The sequence below is a fragment of the Brachybacterium sp. GPGPB12 genome, from assembly GCF_038396325.1.
GTDB lineage: Bacteria > Actinomycetota > Actinomycetes > Actinomycetales > Dermabacteraceae > Brachybacterium > Brachybacterium conglomeratum.
In genome coordinates this window covers 1,951,139-1,969,552 of record NZ_CP149573.1, presented here as the reverse complement: position 1 = coordinate 1,969,552, position 18,414 = coordinate 1,951,139, and the positions used below count along the sequence as shown (strand labels likewise).

The 18,414-nt window shown below is 73.6% G+C and carries 11 protein-coding genes and 3 pseudogenes; 9 read left to right on the top strand and 5 right to left on the bottom strand.

All coding sequences use genetic code 11. The features are described 5' to 3' along the window. Positions 1–379 precede the first annotated feature (379 nt). Positions 380–841: an MFS transporter gene (locus WKH84_RS11465; protein WP_341856709.1), complete on the bottom strand. Its 462-nt coding sequence runs from the start codon at positions 839–841 to the stop codon at positions 380–382. A gap of 57 nt (positions 842–898) precedes the next feature. Here WKH84_RS11465 and WKH84_RS11460 point away from each other — a divergent pair, with 57 nt between their 5' ends. Genes WKH84_RS11460 through WKH84_RS11450 form a run of 3 tightly spaced genes read left to right on the top strand, consistent with a single transcriptional unit; the run spans position 899 to position 5,897 of the window. Continuing rightward, entirely contained in the window at positions 899–2,569 is a 1,671-nt protein-coding gene (locus WKH84_RS11460; RefSeq protein ID WP_341856868.1) for a lamin tail domain-containing protein, read from the top strand. After that, positions 2,473–4,395: a hypothetical protein gene (locus WKH84_RS11455; RefSeq protein ID WP_341856708.1), complete on the top strand. Its 1,923-nt coding sequence runs from the start codon at positions 2,473–2,475 to the stop codon at positions 4,393–4,395. Before WKH84_RS11460 ends, WKH84_RS11455 begins: the two co-directional genes overlap by 97 nt. Beyond that, positions 4,392–5,897: a metallophosphoesterase gene (locus tag WKH84_RS11450; RefSeq protein ID WP_341856707.1), complete on the top strand. Its 1,506-nt coding sequence runs from the start codon at positions 4,392–4,394 to the stop codon at positions 5,895–5,897. Before WKH84_RS11455 ends, WKH84_RS11450 begins: the two co-directional genes overlap by 4 nt. 108 nt (positions 5,898–6,005) lie before the next feature. Here WKH84_RS11450 and WKH84_RS11445 read toward each other — a convergent pair. After that, a pseudogene (locus tag WKH84_RS11445) lies at positions 6,006–7,432 on the bottom strand (dicarboxylate/amino acid:cation symporter). Positions 7,433–7,687: 255 nt separating this feature from the next. On the opposite strand from WKH84_RS11445, the gene WKH84_RS11440 reads away from it, so the two are divergent. Then, positions 7,688–9,163, top strand: a complete 1,476-nt coding sequence (locus tag WKH84_RS11440) for a hypothetical protein (protein WP_341856706.1) — start codon at positions 7,688–7,690, stop codon at positions 9,161–9,163. Between the two features lie 38 nt (positions 9,164–9,201). Here the strand turns inward: WKH84_RS11440 and WKH84_RS11435 are convergent, their stop codons facing one another. Continuing rightward, positions 9,202–9,480: a type II toxin-antitoxin system prevent-host-death family antitoxin gene (locus WKH84_RS11435; protein WP_156488554.1), complete on the bottom strand. Its 279-nt coding sequence runs from the start codon at positions 9,478–9,480 to the stop codon at positions 9,202–9,204. Positions 9,481–10,062: 582 nt separating this feature from the next. Here WKH84_RS11435 and WKH84_RS11430 point away from each other — a divergent pair. Together WKH84_RS11430 and WKH84_RS11425 are read left to right on the top strand one after the other, a co-directional pair. After that, positions 10,063–11,922: a DNA polymerase III subunit gamma and tau gene (locus WKH84_RS11430; RefSeq protein ID WP_341856705.1), complete on the top strand. Its 1,860-nt coding sequence runs from the start codon at positions 10,063–10,065 to the stop codon at positions 11,920–11,922. A gap of 689 nt (positions 11,923–12,611) precedes the next feature. Further along, the gene (locus WKH84_RS11425) at positions 12,612–13,700 is read left to right on the top strand and encodes a hypothetical protein (RefSeq protein WP_341856704.1); all 1,089 of its coding nucleotides are present in this window, start codon (positions 12,612–12,614) and stop codon (positions 13,698–13,700) included. A gap of 42 nt (positions 13,701–13,742) precedes the next feature. On the opposite strand, the gene WKH84_RS11420 is transcribed toward WKH84_RS11425, so the two are convergent. Together WKH84_RS11420 and WKH84_RS11415 are read right to left on the bottom strand one after the other, a co-directional pair. Further along, positions 13,743–14,270: a GyrI-like domain-containing protein gene (locus WKH84_RS11420; protein ID WP_341856703.1), complete on the bottom strand. Its 528-nt coding sequence runs from the start codon at positions 14,268–14,270 to the stop codon at positions 13,743–13,745. A 141-nt stretch (positions 14,271–14,411) separates the two neighbouring features. Then, a pseudogene (locus tag WKH84_RS11415) lies at positions 14,412–15,783 on the bottom strand (glycoside hydrolase family 125 protein). A 214-nt stretch (positions 15,784–15,997) separates the two neighbouring features. Between WKH84_RS11415 and recR the strand changes: the two are divergent. From recR to WKH84_RS11400, 3 genes and pseudogenes are all read left to right on the top strand, one after another. Then, positions 15,998–16,590 (top strand): annotated as a pseudogene (gene recR / locus WKH84_RS11410) (recombination mediator RecR). A 122-nt stretch (positions 16,591–16,712) separates the two neighbouring features. Next, positions 16,713–17,726, top strand: coding sequence for a hypothetical protein (locus WKH84_RS11405; protein WP_341856702.1), 1,014 nt, complete (start codon positions 16,713–16,715; stop codon positions 17,724–17,726). A 186-nt stretch (positions 17,727–17,912) separates the two neighbouring features. Further along, entirely contained in the window at positions 17,913–18,413 is a 501-nt protein-coding gene (locus WKH84_RS11400; protein ID WP_341856701.1) for a hypothetical protein, read from the top strand. Position 18,414: the final 1 nt, after the last annotated feature.

The window sequence follows — 18,414 nt, the reverse complement described above, 5'->3', positions numbered from 1 at the left end:
GCGGAATCGCCTGCGCCGCGGGTGTCGAGGAAGGCCGTCAGCGAGGTCAGCACCGTGCCGAAGAACAGGCCGACGCCGAGCGCCCCGGCGACCAGCACGAGCACCCGCGCGGTGCGCGGCTCCGCGGCGGGCGCCCGCTCGATCGGCGACTCGCTGCTGGGCGCGGAGGCGCGCGCGGTGGGATGCGCCGCGAAGGCGGTGACGAACACGAGGGTCAGCAGGGCCGCGCCGATCATCGGCGCCGCCGGGGACAGCGTCGTGGCCAGCAGGCCCACCACCACGGGGCCGAACACGAAGGCGGTCTCGTCGGCCGCGGACTCGTAGCCCATCGTCGCGTTGAGGCTCTTCGCCCGGCGCGCGACCGGCAGGCGGGTGAGGATCAGGTGCACCAGACGAGTGCGCGAGAACGGGCCGATCTGCGGGGAGGACGCACCGATGACGAAGCCCACGGCGAGCACCGCGACATCGGGCGCGGGCTGAAGGCCACCCAGGCCAGGCCCATCAGCGCCAGCGAGTTCACGATCCCGGCCACCAGGATCACGCGGCGCTGGCCGAAGCGGTCCGCGGCGGCGCCCAGCAGCGGACCCACCAGCGCGGAGCCGAGGCCGAGCACGGCCGAGTTCAGCCCGCCCAGCGCGATCGAGTCGCGGGCGGCGACGACCAGGGTCAGGGTGCCCACGATCATCATCGCGAAGGGGAAGCGGGCGATGAACGCGATGGGGAAGTAGGCGGTGCCCGCCTCGCGGCGCGCGTGGTGGGAGCGGGGGTGCCTCGAGTCGGGCCGTCGACGGGCCGGGCGTCGTCGGCGCGGGGGCGCGGGGGCGGTGTGCGGCGTGGTCATCGAACCTCCATGACGGTGGTGCCGCCTTGGACGATCCACGTCGTGGATCCGAGGTAGATGCACCCGGGAACCCGCCGGAGCGGGTGGGGAACGCATCGATCCTATGCGGGACGCGGGGGCGTGACCAGGGCGGGGGCAGGTGGGGTGCGCGGAGTCACCGGTGACCGGATCGAGACCGGTCCGCAATGGTCGCGCCGAGTCCAGGACACCCTCGCGTCATGCGCCGTTCGCCTTCGCCACGTACTTATGGGAGCGCTCCCACACAGTGCTCCCCACGATGAGAACGGACACCATGCCCACTCCCAGCTCCCCGCCGCTGTGCCGCGCCGGCATCGCCCTGCTCGCCGGCACCGCCCTCGCCCTCGGCCCCGCCGTCCTGCCGCTGACCGGACCGCTCGGCGCCCTCGCCGGCGGCCCGATCCCCGCTGCGCAGGCCGCTCCCGTCCCCGGCGGACCGCTGCTGGTCACCGAGATCGCACCGGACACCGTCGGGGCCGACGAGTTCGAGTTCCTCGAGCTCACCAACACCTCGACCGAGCCGGTCGTCGTCGGCGGCGAGGACGGCCACTCGCTGAGCTACATCTACGCCGACAGCGCCGACACGGCGCGCGACGTCCCGCTCACCCTCGAGGAGACGGTCGAGATCGCCCCCGGCGACTCGCTCGTGCTGTGGCTGAGCTACGAGGCGAAGGACCTGGACTCCTTCGCCCGCACCGTGGAGGAGTTCCGCACCCACTGGGGCGCCGCCGAGGACGTCCCCGTCGTGCGCGTGACCGGCCAGCCCGGCATGGCCAACGGCGGCGGCCGCGGCGTGCGGGTGCTCGACCGCGCCGGCGCCGAGGTCTCCCGGAGCTTCTACTCCGCCGGCTCCGTCGGCCAGGACCTCAGTGCCCACTTCGCACTCCCCGCCGCCGATTCGCTCTCCGCGACCCTGTTCGCGAGCACTGCCGCCCCCACCCCGGGCGCCGTCGACCCCTCCCAGCTCACGCCCGCCGAGCCCGAGCGACCGGGGAGCCCGCCGAGCCCGAGGAGCCCTCCGAGCCCGTGGACCCGCCGGCCGCACCGCCCGCCGACTCCCTCGTCGGCCACCTGCAGATCACCGAGCTGGTCCCCGACTCCACCAACGTCGACGGCGCCGACGGCTACGAGTTCATCGAGCTGTACAACGCGACCACCGCCCCGATCTCGATGGCGGACTACGAGCCGCGCTACCTCTACACCGCCGACGGCGAGTCGATCACCAACGCCGCGGACTGGCCGCTCAGCCCGTCGGACGCCGTGATCGAGCCCGGCGGCACCCTCGTGATCTGGGTGCGAAACGGCTCCAACGACGCCGCCACCGCCGAGGACTTCGCCGCGAACTACGGCGCGGACCCCGCCTCCCTGCACCTCGTCGAGACCCCCACCGCCGGGATGGCCAACGGCTCCGGGCGCGGGCTCGAGATCCGCACCCGCGCCGGCGACAGCGTCCACCGCGCGTTCTACAACCTCTCCGGGGCCGACGACACCCAGCCCGACCAGGGCATCCAGTACCGCACCGGCGACGGCGCCGAGGGTGCGCGCCCGACTTCTCCCGTGCGGCGAAGACGGGCCTCGCCCCGGCCACCCCCGGCGCGGTCGACCCCTCCCAGGTGCCGGCCGAGCTCGTCGAGGTCGCCGCCGATACGCAGGCCCCCGAGGTCCGAGACCTCAGCCCCGCGGAGCTGGACCCGTCGGCCGATGCCGTGATCAGCCACGAGGTCACCGATGACGTGCAGGCCCGCACCGTCACCCTCCACCTCCGCTCCAGTGCCGAGGACGAGTTCACCCCGATCACCGTGCGCCGCACCGAGGGCGACCGCTTCGACCACGCGATCCCCGCCGCGGACCTCACCGGCAAGCGCTGGTTCGAGTACTACCTCGTCGCCTCCGACGGCACCCACGAGACCCGCACCGAGCCCACCCGCGTGGCGCTGACCGGCGTGGACGCGGCCCCGCCGCGCATGAACCTCGCCGAGGGCCAGTACGTCTCCGGCACCACCTCGGTGTCGGTGGCCGGGGACGAGTACCCCGCGTCGGCGGCGGTGAGCATCGACGGGACCGAGCGCGATGACGTCGTGCCCGCCCTCGAGGCCTCGCCCGTCTTCGCGATGGACGTCTCCCAGACCGACACCTTCTTCCGCAACGGCGTGCTGGTGGGCGACGAGGTCATCTCGATCTTCGACGAGGGCACCTACGCGAACTGGACCGGCCACGATGCCGAGGTGCCGCTGCAGCACGTGACGCGCGGAGAGCCGCTGGTGGTCACGGTCGCCGCCGGTACCAAGGCGTACCCGGGCATCGACGAGAACGAGAACAACGACGACTTCTCGATCCGCAACCTGCGCCTGATCCTGCCCGACGGCCGCACCCTCCGCCCCGCAGACGGGGTCGACCCCGCGGAGATCATCGCGATGGGCGACTCGGCCGGCAAGCACGACCTCTACGACGCCGCCTTCGAGATCCCGGAGGACGCCTTCACCGCGCGCGCCGTCGCCTGGGACACCACCGCCGTCGCGGACGGCGAGCACGTGCTGGTCGGCGCCGACGGGGACGGGAACCGCATCGAGCGCACCGTGCTCGTCGACAACACCGCCCCGGCCATCACCACCGGCATCGAGGACGGCGCCGACTACCAGGGCGACTTCTCCCTGGAAGTGAGTGCGGAGGATGCAGGCGGCGGCCTCGCCTCCCTCACCGTGCCCGCTGGACGGCGAGGAGGTCCAGCCGGGCGAGGAGCTCTCCTCCCTCACCCTCGACCCGGGCGAGCACACCCTGGAGATCACCGCGGCCGACGAGCTCGGCAACGAGGCGACGCGCACCCTCACCTTCACCACCCCCGTCGAGGACCCGACCGCGACTCTCCTCACCGAGGACGGCCTGACCCTGCCGGTCTGCGAGGCGCCCGAGCTCTCCGCCCGCGTCACCGACCCCTCCGGCGACCGGATGGACGTCTCCTTCCGCGCCGGCACCTCCGCGTCGCTCGCCGACGGGACCGTCGCGGGCACCGCCGGCGAGGTGCGCGACGCCGACGCCGCCGAGCGCGAGGGCGAGGCCCTCACCGGCGGGCAGACCACCGCCTCCGAGGACGCCCTGCCCTTCCACGAGTTCGCCGTCGACGTCCCCGAGGGGGCGGGAGAGGACGCCGAGGTGCACGTGACCTGGGAGGGGAGCGCCGATCCCGGCGCACGGGTGCGGCCGCTGGTCGAGGAGACCGCCGGCGGCGAGCTCGTCGAGGTCGCCCACGCCTTCGCCGCCGAGGACGGCTCCGTCGCCTTCGACGAGGTGGTCCCCGCCGCCGGGCACGTCGCCGGCGGTCAGTCGCGCGCCGTCGTCCAGCACTCCGTGGGCTGGTCCGGGGAAGACCTCTCCTCCCGCGGCGACGCGACCGCCCCGCACCATCCGGAGGCGACCGACCGCTCGGAGTACGACTTCACGCTGGCCTGGGAGTCCGACACCCAGTACTACAACGAGGAGTTCTACGAGCACCAGCTGAACATCCACGAGTTCCTGCTCGAGCGGCCGCGAGCCGATGAACCTGCAGTACCTCTTCCACACCGGCGACATCGTGGACGAGTCCGACAAGCCCGAGCAGTGGGCGAACGCGAACCCCGCCTACGCCCAGCTCGACGAGGCGGGCCTGCCCTACAACGTGCTCGCCGGCAACCACGACGTCGGCCACATGGACGGCGACTACACCGAGTACTCGACGCACTTCGGCAAGCACCGCTTTGAGGACAACCCCTGGTACGGCGGGTTCTACGAGGACAACCGCGGCTCCTACACCCTGTTCAGCGCCGGCGGCGTCGACTTCATCGTCGTCTCCCAGGGCTGGGGTCCGGGCGATGCCGAGATCGACTGGATGAACGAGGTGCTCGCCCAGTACCCGGAGCGCACCGCGATCATCAACCTCCACGAGTACATGCTGACCACCGGCGGTCTCGGCCCGATCCCGCGGCGGATCCAGGACGAGGTCGTGGCCACGAACCCGAACGTGTCCATGGTGATGAGCGGGCACTACCACGACGCCCACACCCGCGTGGACTCCTTCGACGACGACGGTGACGGCACCGCGGACCGCGAGGTCACGCAGATGCTGTTCGACTACCAGGGCCTGCCGGAGGGCGGTCAGGGCTTCCTGCGCCTACTGCACTTCGACAACGAGGGGGAGCGGATGATGGTGCGCACCTTCTCTCCCTCGCTCGAGCAGTACTCGAGCGACGACGCGACCCTGACCCCTGAGGACCAGGACTTCGAGGTCTCCTACGCGCGACTCGGCATCGAGCCGGCCGACAAGGAGCTCACCACCGACGCCTTCCGCGCCGACGTGCTCTCCTCCGAGGAGTTCGCGCAGGTCCAGGACGTCGCCTCAGGCGAGACCGTCGAGGCGGACTCCGCGGTGCTCGGCGCCGGGACCCTCTCCTGGTACGTGCGCGTCACCGACCCTCACGGCGGCATCGCCCGCTCCGAGGTGCGTGAGCTGACGCTGACCGGGGACGCGGCCGGTCGCGAGGGCGGCGCGCCCGGCGACGGCGGCGACGGGTCCGACGGCGGCTCCGGCGCCGAGGGCGGCTCCGGAGACGACGGCTCCGGCGAGCCGGGTGGCGGCGGCCAGGCCCCGGGTGCCGGTGACGGCTCCGGGAGCGCGGGCGGCTCGGAGGGCTCCGACGGGAACGGCGGCTCCTACGGGCCTGGCGCCGGTGACGGCCCTGGCGGGAGCGGCGGCGCGGACGGTGCCGAGGGGGACGGCGCGGGCTCTCCGGGCGCGACCGGTTCCGGAGCGACGGACTCCGGTGCGTCCGATCCCGGCGACGCTGACTCCGGTGCCGTCGGCTCCGAGCGCTCGGCGCCGGCCGGCGGTTCCAGTGCGACCGGGCCCGGCAACGCCGAGGACAGGGCCGGCGAGGAGCAGGCGCAGGACGGTGCCGTCAGCACCGGATCGCTCGCCCGCACGGGCGTGGAGGTGGCGGGCCTCGCCGCCCTGGCACTGGCCCTCACCGGTGCCGGGATCGCCCTGGTCAGGCGTCGTCGGGCCTGAGCGCCCCTGACAACAAAGGAGTCCCTGGCGTGACCTCAGGCGCCAGAGGGCGCTGAGGTCACGCCAGGGACTCGAAAGTGTGCGCCGGCGGCGCAGGCGCCGCCTGGGTCAGGCGCGGGCGCCGGCCGTCTGGTGAGAGCCGGCCGAGGCGTCGGCGTCGTCGGGCTCCGTGCGCTCAGCATCGTCGGCCGCGTCGGCCTCCGCCTTCTGCTCGGCCTGGATGGTCTGGAAGGAGGTGCGGGCGGCGCTGGCGTAGGTGTCCTGGTCCAGGATCTTCTCGCGCTTAGCGACGATCACGCCCACCAGCGACTGCCCGGTGACGTTCAGGGCGGTGCGGCCCATGTCGAGGATCGGGTCGATCGCGAGCAAGCAGGCCCACGCCCTCGAGCGGGAGGCCCAGGGTGGACAGGGTCAGGGTGAGCATCACGGTCGCACCGGTCATGCCCGCGGTCGCGGCGGAACCGAGCACGGAGACGAGCACGATCAGCAGGTAGTCGGTGATGCCCAGCGGCACGCCGTAGAAGTTCGCGACGAAGATCGCGGCGAGCGAGGGGTAGATCGCGGCGCGACCGTCCATCTTCGTGGTCGCGCCCAGCGGGATCGCGAAGGAGGCGTAGTGGCGCGGGACGCCCATGCGCTCGGTGACGGTCTGGGTCATCGGCATGGTGCCCAGCGAGGAGCGGGAGACGAAGCCGAGCGAGGTCGCCGGCCACACGCCGCGGAAGAAGGAGCCGATGGACAGGCCGTTGACCTTCAGCAGGATCGGGTAGACGACCAGCGAGCACGATCAGCATGCCCACGTAGACGTCGAGGGTGAACACGCCGAGCTGGCCGATCGCGTCCCAGCCGTAGGAGGCCACGGCGTTGCCGAGCAGGCCGATGGTGCCGATCGGGGCGAGGCGGATGACCCACCACAGCGCCTTCTGGACGATCTCCAGCGCGGAGCCGGTGACCTTCAGGAAGGGCTCGGCCTTCTCGCCGACGGAGAGCACGGCGATGCCGACGGCGATGGAGAGGACGAGGATCTGCAGGGCGTTGAAGCTCAGGGAGACGGAGCCGTCGTCGCCGGCCGAGCCGGTGATGCCCAGGAAGTTCGAGGGGACGAGGCCCGTGAGGAAGTCGAGCCAGCCGCCCTGGGTGGAGGAGGCCTCGGCGGAGTCCGCGGAGACCTGCGAGTTCGCGCCGGGGGTGGTCAGCACGCCGAGGGCGATGCCGATCGACACGGCGATCAGGGAGGTGATCCCGAACCACAGCAGGGTCTTGCCGGCCAGGCGCGCGGCGTTCGTGACGCCGCGGAGGTTCGCGATCGAGGTGACGATCGCGAGGAAGATCAGCGGCGGGACCAGCGCCTTCAGCGGCGTCACGAAGATCGTGCCGATGGTGTCCAGCGTGGTGGTCAGCCAGTTGGCGCCGTCGGGGTTCGCCTCGGTCTCGGCGACCGGGCCCATCTGGGCGGCGACGAGGCCGAGGACGATGCCGAGGACGAGGCCGATCAGGACCTGCCAGCCGAAGGGGATGCGGGCGATCGCGGTCAGCGGGTTGCGCGACCGCGTCGAGGCCGAGGAGGAGGTGGTTGATGTGCTCACGAGCGGGACGCTACGCGCTCATGCTCCCAGGTTCAACAATATTGCTATGCGGTCACATTAGCGCAGCTATGGGGTTGTGTCTTGCTGCCAGGCACTGAAGGGGAGAAGGGGTCGAGCGATGCGTGTCCGGGACGGCGCGGCGGCGGAGCCGTGAGGGCCTGGCCGACCGGAGGGAGCGCCGCCGACGGCGGGTCGGCAGGAGCCGTGCGGCCCTCGGCCGATCGGAGGACCTCAAGAAGGCGGGAACCGACCTGCGGAGGATGTCTGTCGCGAACAGGCCTGGCACGGTGGAACCATGCCTCGCACACCTGTGGACCACGCCGATCCCGCCTCCCCGGACGAGGCGCTGACGCGTCCGCCGGTCCGGCGGGCGGCGCCGACGGGATCACCGAGGAGACGGAAGGGACGCAAGGAGTCGCCGAAGGGGCCGACGGGACGGCGGACGGCGCCGACGGCGCGGCCGACCGGCGCGACGAGAGGATCGACGCCGCCAAGGAGGAGGACGTACCCTTCGGCGAGCGGGCGGCGAACCGCTTCGCCGCCGACGTCGAGTACAGCGGCCGCGCCGGCGAGCACGACTATCTCGTCCGCGTGCGCCATCGCCTGCTGGACACCTCCTTCACCGTGGTCATCGACGGGATCGAGCACGACCCCAAGGTCGAGGAGAAGGCACGGAAGGCCCGGGAGAAGCGCGAGGCGAGCGACGGCGACGCGACCGGCGACGACGCGACCCGCGACGATGCGACTGATGACGACGCGGCCGACGACGATCTGCAGTTCGGTCTCGACGAGGGGTTCTCCACACTGCGCCGCACCGTGCGCCGTCGTCGCGAGGACGGCGAGGTCAAGGACTGCGAGGTGCTCACGATCCGCACCGCAGGACTCGGCGGCGCCGGCGAGGTCGAGGTGCGCCACGGATTCCGCACCACCCTGCTCGTCCCGACCGAGGGGTCCCCGTCGGCCCTGCGCGATGAGAAGCGCACCGCCCATCCCACCCGCTACGCGCTGATTGCGGCGCTGGCGAAGGCGGCGAAGTTCCTCATCCCCCTGCTGGGCCTCGGTGCGCTGTTAAGCGGGCCGCTCGACCCGGTCAAGGAGTGGATCGAGGCAAGGATCCGGCCCGTCGTCGCCGCGGTCGCCCAAGCCACCCAGCCGATCCGGGAGTGGCTCGGAGAAGTCACGCGTCCGGTGCGGGAGTTCCTCGACGCCCTGCTGAGCCCGGTCCAGGAGCTGATCGCCGCGATCCTCCGCCCGATCGGCGAGGCCGTGCGCTGGTCGCTGGACCTGCCGCCGGAGATCGGGTTGCCGTTCTCCGTGCCCGGCTGGCTGGTGGACGTGCTGGTGCCGGTGATCGTCGTCATCGCCGTGTTCACGGCGACCCACCGCGCCCTGCGTACGCGCCGGGAGAAGCTCGCGGCGACGTCGAGCGGCACGGGTTCGGACAGGGGCGCGGGTTCGGACGACGACGCCGGAGCGCATGCCGCGAGGACGGGCGGTGCAGATTCGGGCGCCGCGGACGGGGCGGATGCCGAGACGCCGAGAAGCGCGGAAGCGGACGCCGCGCCGAGGAGTCGAGCGCACGTCGCAGACGGCGACCACGGCGCAGAGCCCTCGGGGCCGTCGCCGTCGGAGGTCGAGGACGACGATCGGTCCGCGGGTGAGCGAAGCACGCAGAGCTGAATCCCGTCCGGACCGTGCAGGCAGGTCCGGCGACCTGGTCAGAGGAACTCGAGGAACTGCCTGTTCTCCGCCATGATCTCCTCGAGTCGGGTGCGCGGGGGCCGCGCGTACGGCTCGTCCCCGAGAGCGGTGCAGGCGCGGTCGAAGAAGTCGGCGGAGACCAGCACGCCGCGCGCCCGTGCTCCGCGGCTCATCACCGTGACGGGTTGACGGTGCGAGAGCTCGAGGAGCTCGCTCAGCCTCGTGCGGAACTCCGAGGCGGTCACGATCTTCGTGGTGACCGCGGCCTCGATCGCGGTCAGTGCAGGCGGGCCCATCGCCGGCCCGTCAGGTGGGGTCCCGATCGCGTCACTCGCGTACCTCGCACGGCCAGTGCCCGCCGTGTTCGTCTCGTCAGCCCGATCCGGCTCTTCCGCTGTGTCGTCCTGATTCGACTCGTCTGCCGCGTCGAGGCGATCCGACACCTCCACCTCTGCTTCCCAGGCACTCTCTGCCATCCCGCTCATCCCCCGTATCCGTCGTGTCTCTAAGGGGAGTCTCGGCCATCTGGGCGGGATCGGCTCCGCACGCGGTGTCTGTTGTGGAAAAGCACGTACATGACGTACGTGATGTACGCAGTTTTCTGCAGTACCCGTGCGGTGCGGTGCCGGAATGTCGCCACAGCGCGTCGCATGACCGACGACCGTTGGCGGATGTACTGGCGGATGGCGGATGGCGGATGGCGGATGGCGGATGGCGGATGGCGGACGGCTGTCGCCCGGCGCTGGAAGACCTCCGCGATGTGACCGCCGCCCGGCGTCGACGAGGGAAGCCGTGACGTCTCCTCCACAGTGCGGGGTTCTCCACGAGGATCCTCGCGACGGTGGGAGAGCGTGGGTGGCCTCGACTAGCCTGTCGGAGTGGCCACCGCTCTGTACCGTCGTTACCGCCCGGAGTCCTTCGCCGAGGTGATCGGCCAGGACCACGTCACCACGCCCCTGAGGCGTGCGGCGCGCGCGGGCCGGGTCGGTCATGCCTACCTGTTCTCGGGGCCTCGCGGGCGCGGCAAGACGACCTCCGCCCGCATCCTCGCCCGCCGCCTGAACTGCGAGCAGGGGCCGACGGACACCCCCTGCGGGACCTGCGACTCCTGCCGCGACCTCGCCCGCGGCGGCGCCGGCTCGCTCGACGTGGTCGAGATCGACGCGGCCAGTCACGGCGGCGTGGACGACGCCCGCGAGCCGCGCGAGCGCGCCTCCTTCGCCCCGGTGCGGGACCGCTTCAAGGTGTTCATCATCGACGAGGCCCACATGGTCACCTCCGCCGGCTTCAACGCGCCGCTCAAGCTCGTCGAGGAGCCGCCGGACCATGTGAAGTTCGTCTTCGCGACCACCGAGCCGGATAAGGTCATCGGCACCATCCGCTCCCGCACCCACCACTACCCCTTCCGCCTCATCCCGCCGCAGGTGCTCGGCCCCTACCTCGAGGAGGTCTGCGCCGCGGAGGACGTCCAGGTCGGCGAGGGCGTGATGCCGCTGGTGGTGCGCGCCGGCGGCGGCTCCGCCCGTGACTCGATGTCGGTGCTGGACCAGCTGATGGCCGGCGCCGGCGAGGACGGCCTGGACTTCCCCACCGCGATCGCGCCGCTCGGCTTCACCGACACGGCCCTGCTCGACCAGGCGGTCACCGCCATCGCCGAGCGGGACGCGGCCGCGCTCTACTCCGCGGTCGAGCACGTGCTCGCCACCGGCCACGAGCCGCGCCGCTTCGTCGAGGACCTGCTGGAGCGGATGCGGGACCTGATCGTGCTCGCCGCCGTGCCGAACAAGGGCGCCGATCTGCTCCCGCAGGTCCCGGCCGGAGAGCTCGAGCGGATGCTCGGCCAGGCCTCGCAGTTCGCCCCGGCCGATCTCTCGCAGTGCGGCGACCTGGTCCACGAGACCCTCTCGACCATGAGCGGCGCGACCTCGCCCCGTCTCCACCTCGAGCCGCTCGCGGCCCGGCTGGTGCCGCGGGACGAGCGGGCGGCGCTCGCCGCGGCCGATGCCCCGGCTCCGCAGGGCGGAGCGCCACAGGGCGGTGCGGGTGCAGGCCGCGGCGCGCAGGACCGCTCCGGTGCCGCGCCGGCCGGCGGCGGGGGAGGCCGCGAGGAGGCCCGACGCATCGCCCAGGAGCGCGCCGAGGCGGCCCGTCAGGCACGCGGCGGCGGGCGCCCCGCCCCCGCGGCCGCCCCCAGTGCGCCGCCTGCCCCGACGCAGGACGCCCCGGCCGCCGCGCAGAGCGGGAGCCCGCAGGGCGAGCCGACGCGGACGGCACCCGCCCAGGACTCCTCCTGGGGCGCGCTCGCTGGTGCTGGTGCTGGTGCTGGTGCTGGTGCTGGTGCTGGTGCCGGCCAGGCCTCGGGCGAAAAGCGTCGAGAGTCGCAGGGCGGGCAGGGGGAGCCCGGCGGCCGGGGCGCGTCGGCACCGACGGCTCCGTCATCCGCCGACGCCCCGACCGCGCCGCAGAGCGGCCCGTCGGGTCCGCAAGGCGGTCCGTCGTCTCCGCACGGGGGCCCGACGGCTCCGCAAGGTGGACCGGCCGGACCACAGGGTGGCCAGTCCACGCCGCAGGGTGCGGGCCCCGCACCGCAGGGCGCGTCGGGAGCACCGCAGAACGCTCCGGCGGCGCCGCAGGGTGCCCCCGCCTTGGGCGGCGGGCTCGATGCCGACGCAGTGCGCGGGCACTGGTCCGCGATCCTCGACGAGCTCAGCAGATCCGCCGCCCAAGCTGGGCTCTGATCTCACAGAACGCGCACGTCAACGGCGTGAACGGCGACACCCTCGTGCTCGGTTTCCGCACAGAGGGCCTCGTGAGCGCCTTCCGCCGCGGCACGGCGGCGGAGAACCTCGCCGACGCTGTCCGACGCATCATGCGCATCGACGTCATGGTCGACGCCGTCGTCGGGGAGGATCCCGGCCCCGGCGCCGCTGGCCCCGGTGGTGCAGGCCCCGGCGGAGGCGGCCCCGCAGGTCCGGGCTCCGCCGGCAGAGGTCCTGGCGGGAACGCGCCTGGCGGTGCCGGGCCGGGGAACGCCGGCCCCGGTGGCCCTGCCGACTTCGGTGGCCCGGGCGGCCCGGGAGGTCGGGGCGGTTCGGGCGACTGGGCTCCCCGCGGGCAGGGTCCTGTCGGGCAGGACGCTCCCGGCCCGGGCGGACAGGGAGGCGGAGCCTCCGGTGGTCCGACCGCGGAGGACCCGTCCGGCGGCCAGGCCCCGCGGACCGGGGGAGCGCCGTGGGGAGACGCCGCCTCCGCGATGGCGCCGCGCGACCCGGCGCCCGCCCGCGCACCCTCCGTGCCGGGCTCCGCAGCGCCGTCGCCAGCTCCTTCGGTCGCGTCGTCGGTCGCACAGTCGGCGGCGCCTGCTGGTCCTGACAGTCCCGAGCGGCAGGAGCCCGCGTCCGTCGGCCAGCGCGCCTCGGAACGAGCTATGGCCGCCGCTGCGCGCGCCGCGAGGAACGCTCCGGCCGGACCCTCCTACGCCCCGGCCGACGACTTCCCGCCGGAGCCCGACGACCCCTACCCGCCGGACCCCGAGGAGCACGGCCCGCCCGCGCGCGACCAGCCGCCCACCGCGGCGCAGGGCGGAGGCCGCTGGTCGGAGGCGCTCGAGGACCGAAACGCGGGAGCAGGCGCCCCCTCCGCTCCGTCCCGATCCGCCGCGGCGGCCGCCCCGTCGGCCCCGTCCGCGCCCGGGGCCTCCGCGCCCACGGCGTCGCCAGCGGGCGATGCTCCTGGCGAGGCGCGACCGGGGTCCGCGTCGGCGGGCCCGCCGCTCGAGGTCGAGGACGAGGGACGCGACAGGTCGCCGGCGGAGGAGCCCCGCACCTTCGGCCAGAACGCGCTCAAGCGTGCCCTCGCGGAGGGTCGCGTGGTCCGCTCGCTGCCCGCCGCGCACCTCGCGCAGGGGGCGGACGCCTCCGCCTCAGGACCGGGCGAGGCGCCGGTCCAGGAGCCGGAGGACGTCGCGCAGGGCGGTGACATGCCGCGCGGGTTCACCGCGGCCCCCGAGGTCGCCTCACCCACCTCGCCGGACACCGCTCCGCCGGCCGGACTCGGCCGTGCCGTCCCACACGACGACCCAGCTCAGCCTTCCGGTCAGGTCGTGCCGGGCGGCGCGGACGGCTCCGCCGCCGCACGCGCGACGAGCTCCTGGGGCGCCGCGGCGTCGGTCACCGGCACCGCCTCGGGATCAGCCCCGTCGGCGTCTGCGGCACCGTCGGCTCCGCCCGCCGCGGCTCCCATCGCGGCACCCGCCGCACCGCCCTCGGCGGACGCGCCGCGCAGCGGTGCCGCGCTCGTCCGCGAGGCCGCGATGGCGTCCCGCACCGCCGGTCAGCGCCTGCGAGGAGGGCGAGGCCAGGCGGATCAGGCCCCGCAGGCCGATCCGGACCCGACCGGCGGCGCGACCCGGGACGACGAGGACGCCGTCTTCGCGACCCGGAACGGCCGCGAGGTGATCGAGAAGATGCTCGGCGGCAGGGTCCTCGAGGTCATCGACGAGAACCGCCCGCGCTGACTCGGCGAACGCCGCATCGGCGCGCGCCGACCCGCAACCTCCTCAGCTGCGCGGCTCGAGCAGGGAGAACAGGTCCGTGCGCAGGGTCGCCGGATTCATGTCGGGATGCGGCTCGGTGACGTAGAACTCCCAGAACGGGTACGTCATCTGCTCGTCCGACTCCCCGACCTGCTCGGTGAACGCCCCCCATTTCTCCGCGAGGCCGCCGTAGGGGCCGATGTGCGAGATCCAGGCGATGCGACCGCCCGGGATGCTCGACCCGATGACCTCGTAGCCGCTGGGCGACTCGAGGGGCTCGGTCAGCGGGGCGTCCACCGGGAAGCCCACCTCGAGATCGGCCGTCGCGACCGGCGCCCGGTGGTGCAGGGAGAACGCGGGGCCGATCGGGCGGATGCCCTGCGCCGCCAGCGCCTCGGCGAGATGGGAGAACGTGCCGTCCATCAGGGCGGGCATGTCGTACATCGGGAAGTCGTGCTGGACCACGACGGCCGTCGTGATCTCGGGAGCGTCCGTGATCCGGCAGGAGGTGGCGGGCTCGGCGGCGTCGTACGGGGCGGGCATCGGCGACATCGGGACTCGTCCTGTTCGCGGTCGGAGGCGGGCCGGGCAGGAAGGCGGCGGCCCGGTCAGACGCTATCGCGGCAGGCTGGACGCCACCAGCACCGCCAGGGGCCGCCCCCCTCGGCGGTGGATCCCCGTCATGCCCGGGGCTCAGGCGCGCTCCGTCGCCCCCTCGTGCGTGCCGGACCGGTCTCGCAAGACACCGGCCAGATCCAGCGCCAGCTCGCAGAACATCGAGTTCGACCAGGAGAACCACTCCCGCGTGAACACCGTCGGGTCGTCCACGTGCACGCCCTCGTGCATCATCCCGGTCCCGCCGTCCGTGTGGATCATCAGCTCGAGCAGACGCGACTTCTCGCCGCGCTCCGCGCTGGTCAGACCCTCGACCGCGAGCGCGATCGGCCACACATGGTCCTTCGGGGTGTGCGGGGAGCCGACGCCCTCGAGGTACAGCCCCTCGTAGTAGCAGGGGTTGCTGCGCGAGAGCACCGCGGCGCGGGTGGCCAGGTACAGCGGATCATCCTGCGCCACGCGGCCCAGGTACGGCAGGGCGAGCAGGCTCGGCACGTTCGCGTCGTCCAGGAACCGGTGCTCGCCGCGGCCGTCGATCTCGTAGGCCCAGACCCGCTCGCCCGTCGGCCCCTCGATCGTGCCGTGCTCGACCAGCGCCGCACGGATCTGCTCCGCCCGCGCCCGCGCCTCGTCTGCCTCCGCCGGGGCGTCCGCGACCTGCTCCAGCAGTTCTGCGAGACGCTCCAGGGCGAGGGCGAGGAAGTGGTTGCCGGGGATGTTGTAGCCCAGCTCGCAGGCGTCATCCGAGGGGCGGAAGCCCGCCCACACCAGACCGTTCGGGGTGGTCAGGGAGCCGCGCCCCTCCCGGGCGAGGGTGTCCTGGGCGGGTACGCCGGAGCGTCGGAAGAAGTACGCGGAGCGCTCCTCGTGGTGCTGCTCGCTCGGCCCGGACGGTGGAGAGGATCGCGCGGGCCGCGGGCAGGAAGCGCTCGTCGGCCCAGGAGGTGTCCCCGGTCGCTCGCCACAGCCGCCAGGCGAGGTCGGGGCCGTAGGAGAGGGAGTCGAGCTCGAACTTCCGCTCCCACGCCCAGGGGTTGTCGCGCTCAGTCTCGTCCGCGTCCCAGTGGGAGGAGTCCGGGGCGCGGTTGAAGGCGTTGGCGTACGGGTCGATCTCGAGATACTGCCAATGACGGCGCAGCGGCCGGCGAGCGGCGCGCGACCAGCTCGGCGCGGTCCTCGTCGGCCCCCACCCCGGCGGCCACGAGCCGCAGCGAGCGGCGTCAGGCGCGGCGGCGGAGTCCCGCGCCCACATCGCGGGGATGTCGCCGGTGATCACGAAGGTGGTGCCGTCCTCCTCCACGCTCACCGTGGTCTCGGAGGTGTTGCGCAGGTACGCGATCACGCGGCGTGCGATCTCGCCGACCAGCGCGTCGGAGGCGCCGAGGTCGGCGAGTCCCTCGAGCACGCGCGCCTGCACCGCGTCGAGCAGGGCGTCGGGAAGCCTGGCCATGGTTCTCCGCATCGAGAGTGGGTCGGGATCGTCAGCGTATCGATCGCCGACGCGAACGGGGCCCTCGTCCACCAGGAACGACGGCCCGACCTCTCAGGAGCGACGGCTCGGCGGCGGCCGACCGTCCGAGCGCCGCGCTCGGCACCGCGCGCCGCGATCCACACCACCTCGGCCCCGTCGCCGCACGTCGGCCCCGGGAACTAGAGTGAGCCGCGTGTATGAAGGCATCGTCCAGGACCTCATCGACGAGCTCGGCAAGCCGCCGGGCATCGGCCCCAAGTCGGCGCGCGGATCGCGTTCCATCTGCTGGACGCCGACGACGCCGCCGTGCGCCGGCTCGCCGAGGTGCTCGTCCAGGTCAAGGACACCGTCCGCTTCTGCGAGATCTGCGGGAACGTCTCGGCGGAGGAGAAGTGCCGCATCTGCACCGACCCGCGCCGCAGCGACGAGGTGATCTGCGTGGTCGAGGAGTCCAAGGACATCGTCGCGATCGAGAAGATCCGCGAGTTCAAGGGCCGCTACCACGTGCTCGGCGGCGCGATCGACCCGATCGGCGGCGTCGGCCCGAACGACCTGCGCATCACCCAGCTGATGAGCCGCCTCGGCTCCGGGGAGACCCAGGAGGTCATCCTCGCGCTGGACCCGAACATCGAGGGCGAGGCCACCGCCGCCTATCTCTCCCGCCTGCTCGGACCGCTCGAGCTGACCGTCACGCGCCTCGCCTCCGGGTCGCCCGTCGGCGGCGACCTCGACTACGCCGACGAGATGACCCTGGGCCGCGCGTTCCTCGGCCGCCGCGGCGTCTGAGGCGCCGCCGGTTCCCGTGATGACCTCTCCCCACTCCCGGACAGCCGCCGCCGCTGACGGACCTGCCGCCGCCGCCGCGGTCGCCGGAGGAGGAGACGCACCTGGTCTCGCCGGGGGAGATCATGGTCGAGTCCCGGCGCGAGATCCTCCGCGCCTCGCTGCGCCGACTCTGGGCGCCGGCGCTCGTCTTGCTCGGCCTCTGGTACGTCTTGCTGACCCTGTACGTCGTCGGCGCCTCGCCGACCTTCTGGTTCTTCTCCCTCCTCGCCGGCCTCGGCGATCCGGCCTACCTGCGCCAAGCGATGAGCGCCCTGAACTTCACCTCCGAGGGCCTGTGGACCGCGTTCCTGCTTGCTCCCGGCCGTCGCGACGATGCTGAGCCTGCTCGGGGCGCCGCTGGTGCCGCGCCTGATCGCACCGCTGCGGCCCCGCCGCTTCCTCTCCGAGACGCAGTTCCAGCGCGGCGTCGAGGACCGCACCACCGCGATGCTCCTCGCGGCGCCGGTGCTCACCGTCCTCGCCCTGCCGCTGACGGTCGTGCTCGGCCTGCCGCGACCCTGGACGGGGCTCGGCGCGGGCCCGCTGTCCGTGTGGTGCGCCGGGCTGATCGCCCTCGAACTCGCCTGGGTGCTCGTGCGCCGCACCGTGCCCGCCGCGCGTCTGCTCGGGATCACCTCCCACGAGGTCTCGCACACCGAGGCGCGCATCGGCACCGACCCGGAGCGCCGACGCGCCGCCGCCCGGCGCACCTCGCCCAGGACCGCCGGCACCTGCCGCCGAACCCCGGCACCCCCGCGGCCGACGGGGCGAGGAGCCCCCGCGGCGCCCTCACCGCGCTCGCCCTCATCGCGCGCTCGGCACTGACCTGGGTCTTGCCCGCCCTGGCCGGGACCTCCTGGCTGGTGCTCGGCATCGCGGACCTCGTCACCGTCCTGAGCTCGCTGTCTGCGACGGGACTGTCCCAGGTCGAGACCCCGCTGCGCTGGCGGCACCTCGCCGTCGGCCTCCCCCTGCTCGTGCTCGTCGCGGCCGGCGCGCGCTCGCCCCCGCGCTCGCGATCCAGCTCTCCTCCGGCCACCGCGCGCAGGTGCGCGACCAGCGCACCTACGCCGAGTGGGCGCACCGGGCCCGCGTGAACCCGTGGGAGGCGCGGGTGTGCTCGCTGACCGGCTGGCTCTGCGCGGGCTGGGCGCTCGCCGGGACCGTCCTCGCCGCGGTCCTGCTCCCGCTGCTCGGCGCCGGGACGGCCCTGACCTGGGTGTTCCTCGCCCTCCTCGCGCTCATGGTCGTGCCGGCTGCTGGGCCTCGCGGCGACGCAGGCGATGAAGAGCGGACTGCGCGACGTGCTCTACGGCCCGGCCGGCGTATACATGCGCCGCGAGACCCCGTACGCGCTGGTCGCCCCCGAGTTCGGCACCCGCGCCGACCGGGCGCAGGACCCCGCGGTGCGCGCCGCGCCGCGCAAGCGCCTCCAGGCCGACGGCGGCGACCACGCGCTGGAGATCTTCGACCTCGACGCGGCGGGGGAGCGGCTGTGGGTGGACGAGAACGCCCCCGGCGCCTCCGACACCGCCGTGCGGCAGGCGGACCTCGCCCAGGGCGTCGCTGCGACTTCGGCTCCGAGGGATCGGCCTTCACCGGCGGTGGGAACAGCCCCTCCGAGCAGGCCTCGCACCTGCACGACATCCCCGACACGGTCACCGGGCCGCGCGAGCGCTGAACCGGCGGCCCCGTACTGTCCCTCGACGCGTGGTCGACTGATGGCGCCCTGCGTCCCGGTACGGATATATCGCCGTACCGGAACGCGGGACGCCAGCACCTAGC

Bases quoted from the DNA above. Each gene is read 5' to 3' on its own strand.
- WKH84_RS11465 (WP_341856709.1), bottom strand. From the start codon at position 841: ATGACCACGCCGCACACCGCCCCCGCGCCCCCGCGCCGACGACGCCCG.
- WKH84_RS11460 (WP_341856868.1), top strand. From the start codon at position 899: ATGCACCCGGGAACCCGCCGGAGCGGGTGGGGAACGCATCGATCCTAT.
- WKH84_RS11450 (WP_341856707.1), top strand. From the start codon at position 4,392: ATGAACCTGCAGTACCTCTTCCACACCGGCGACATCGTGGACGAGTCC.
- WKH84_RS11435 (WP_156488554.1), bottom strand. From the start codon at position 9,480: ATGGGCCCGCCTGCACTGACCGCGATCGAGGCCGCGGTCACCACGAAG.
- WKH84_RS11425 (WP_341856704.1), top strand. From the start codon at position 12,612: ATGGCCGCCGCTGCGCGCGCCGCGAGGAACGCTCCGGCCGGACCCTCC.
- WKH84_RS11420 (WP_341856703.1), bottom strand. From the start codon at position 14,270: ATGTCGCCGATGCCCGCCCCGTACGACGCCGCCGAGCCCGCCACCTCC.
- WKH84_RS11405 (WP_341856702.1), top strand. From the start codon at position 16,713: ATGGTCGAGTCCCGGCGCGAGATCCTCCGCGCCTCGCTGCGCCGACTC.
- WKH84_RS11400 (WP_341856701.1), top strand. From the start codon at position 17,913: ATGAAGAGCGGACTGCGCGACGTGCTCTACGGCCCGGCCGGCGTATAC.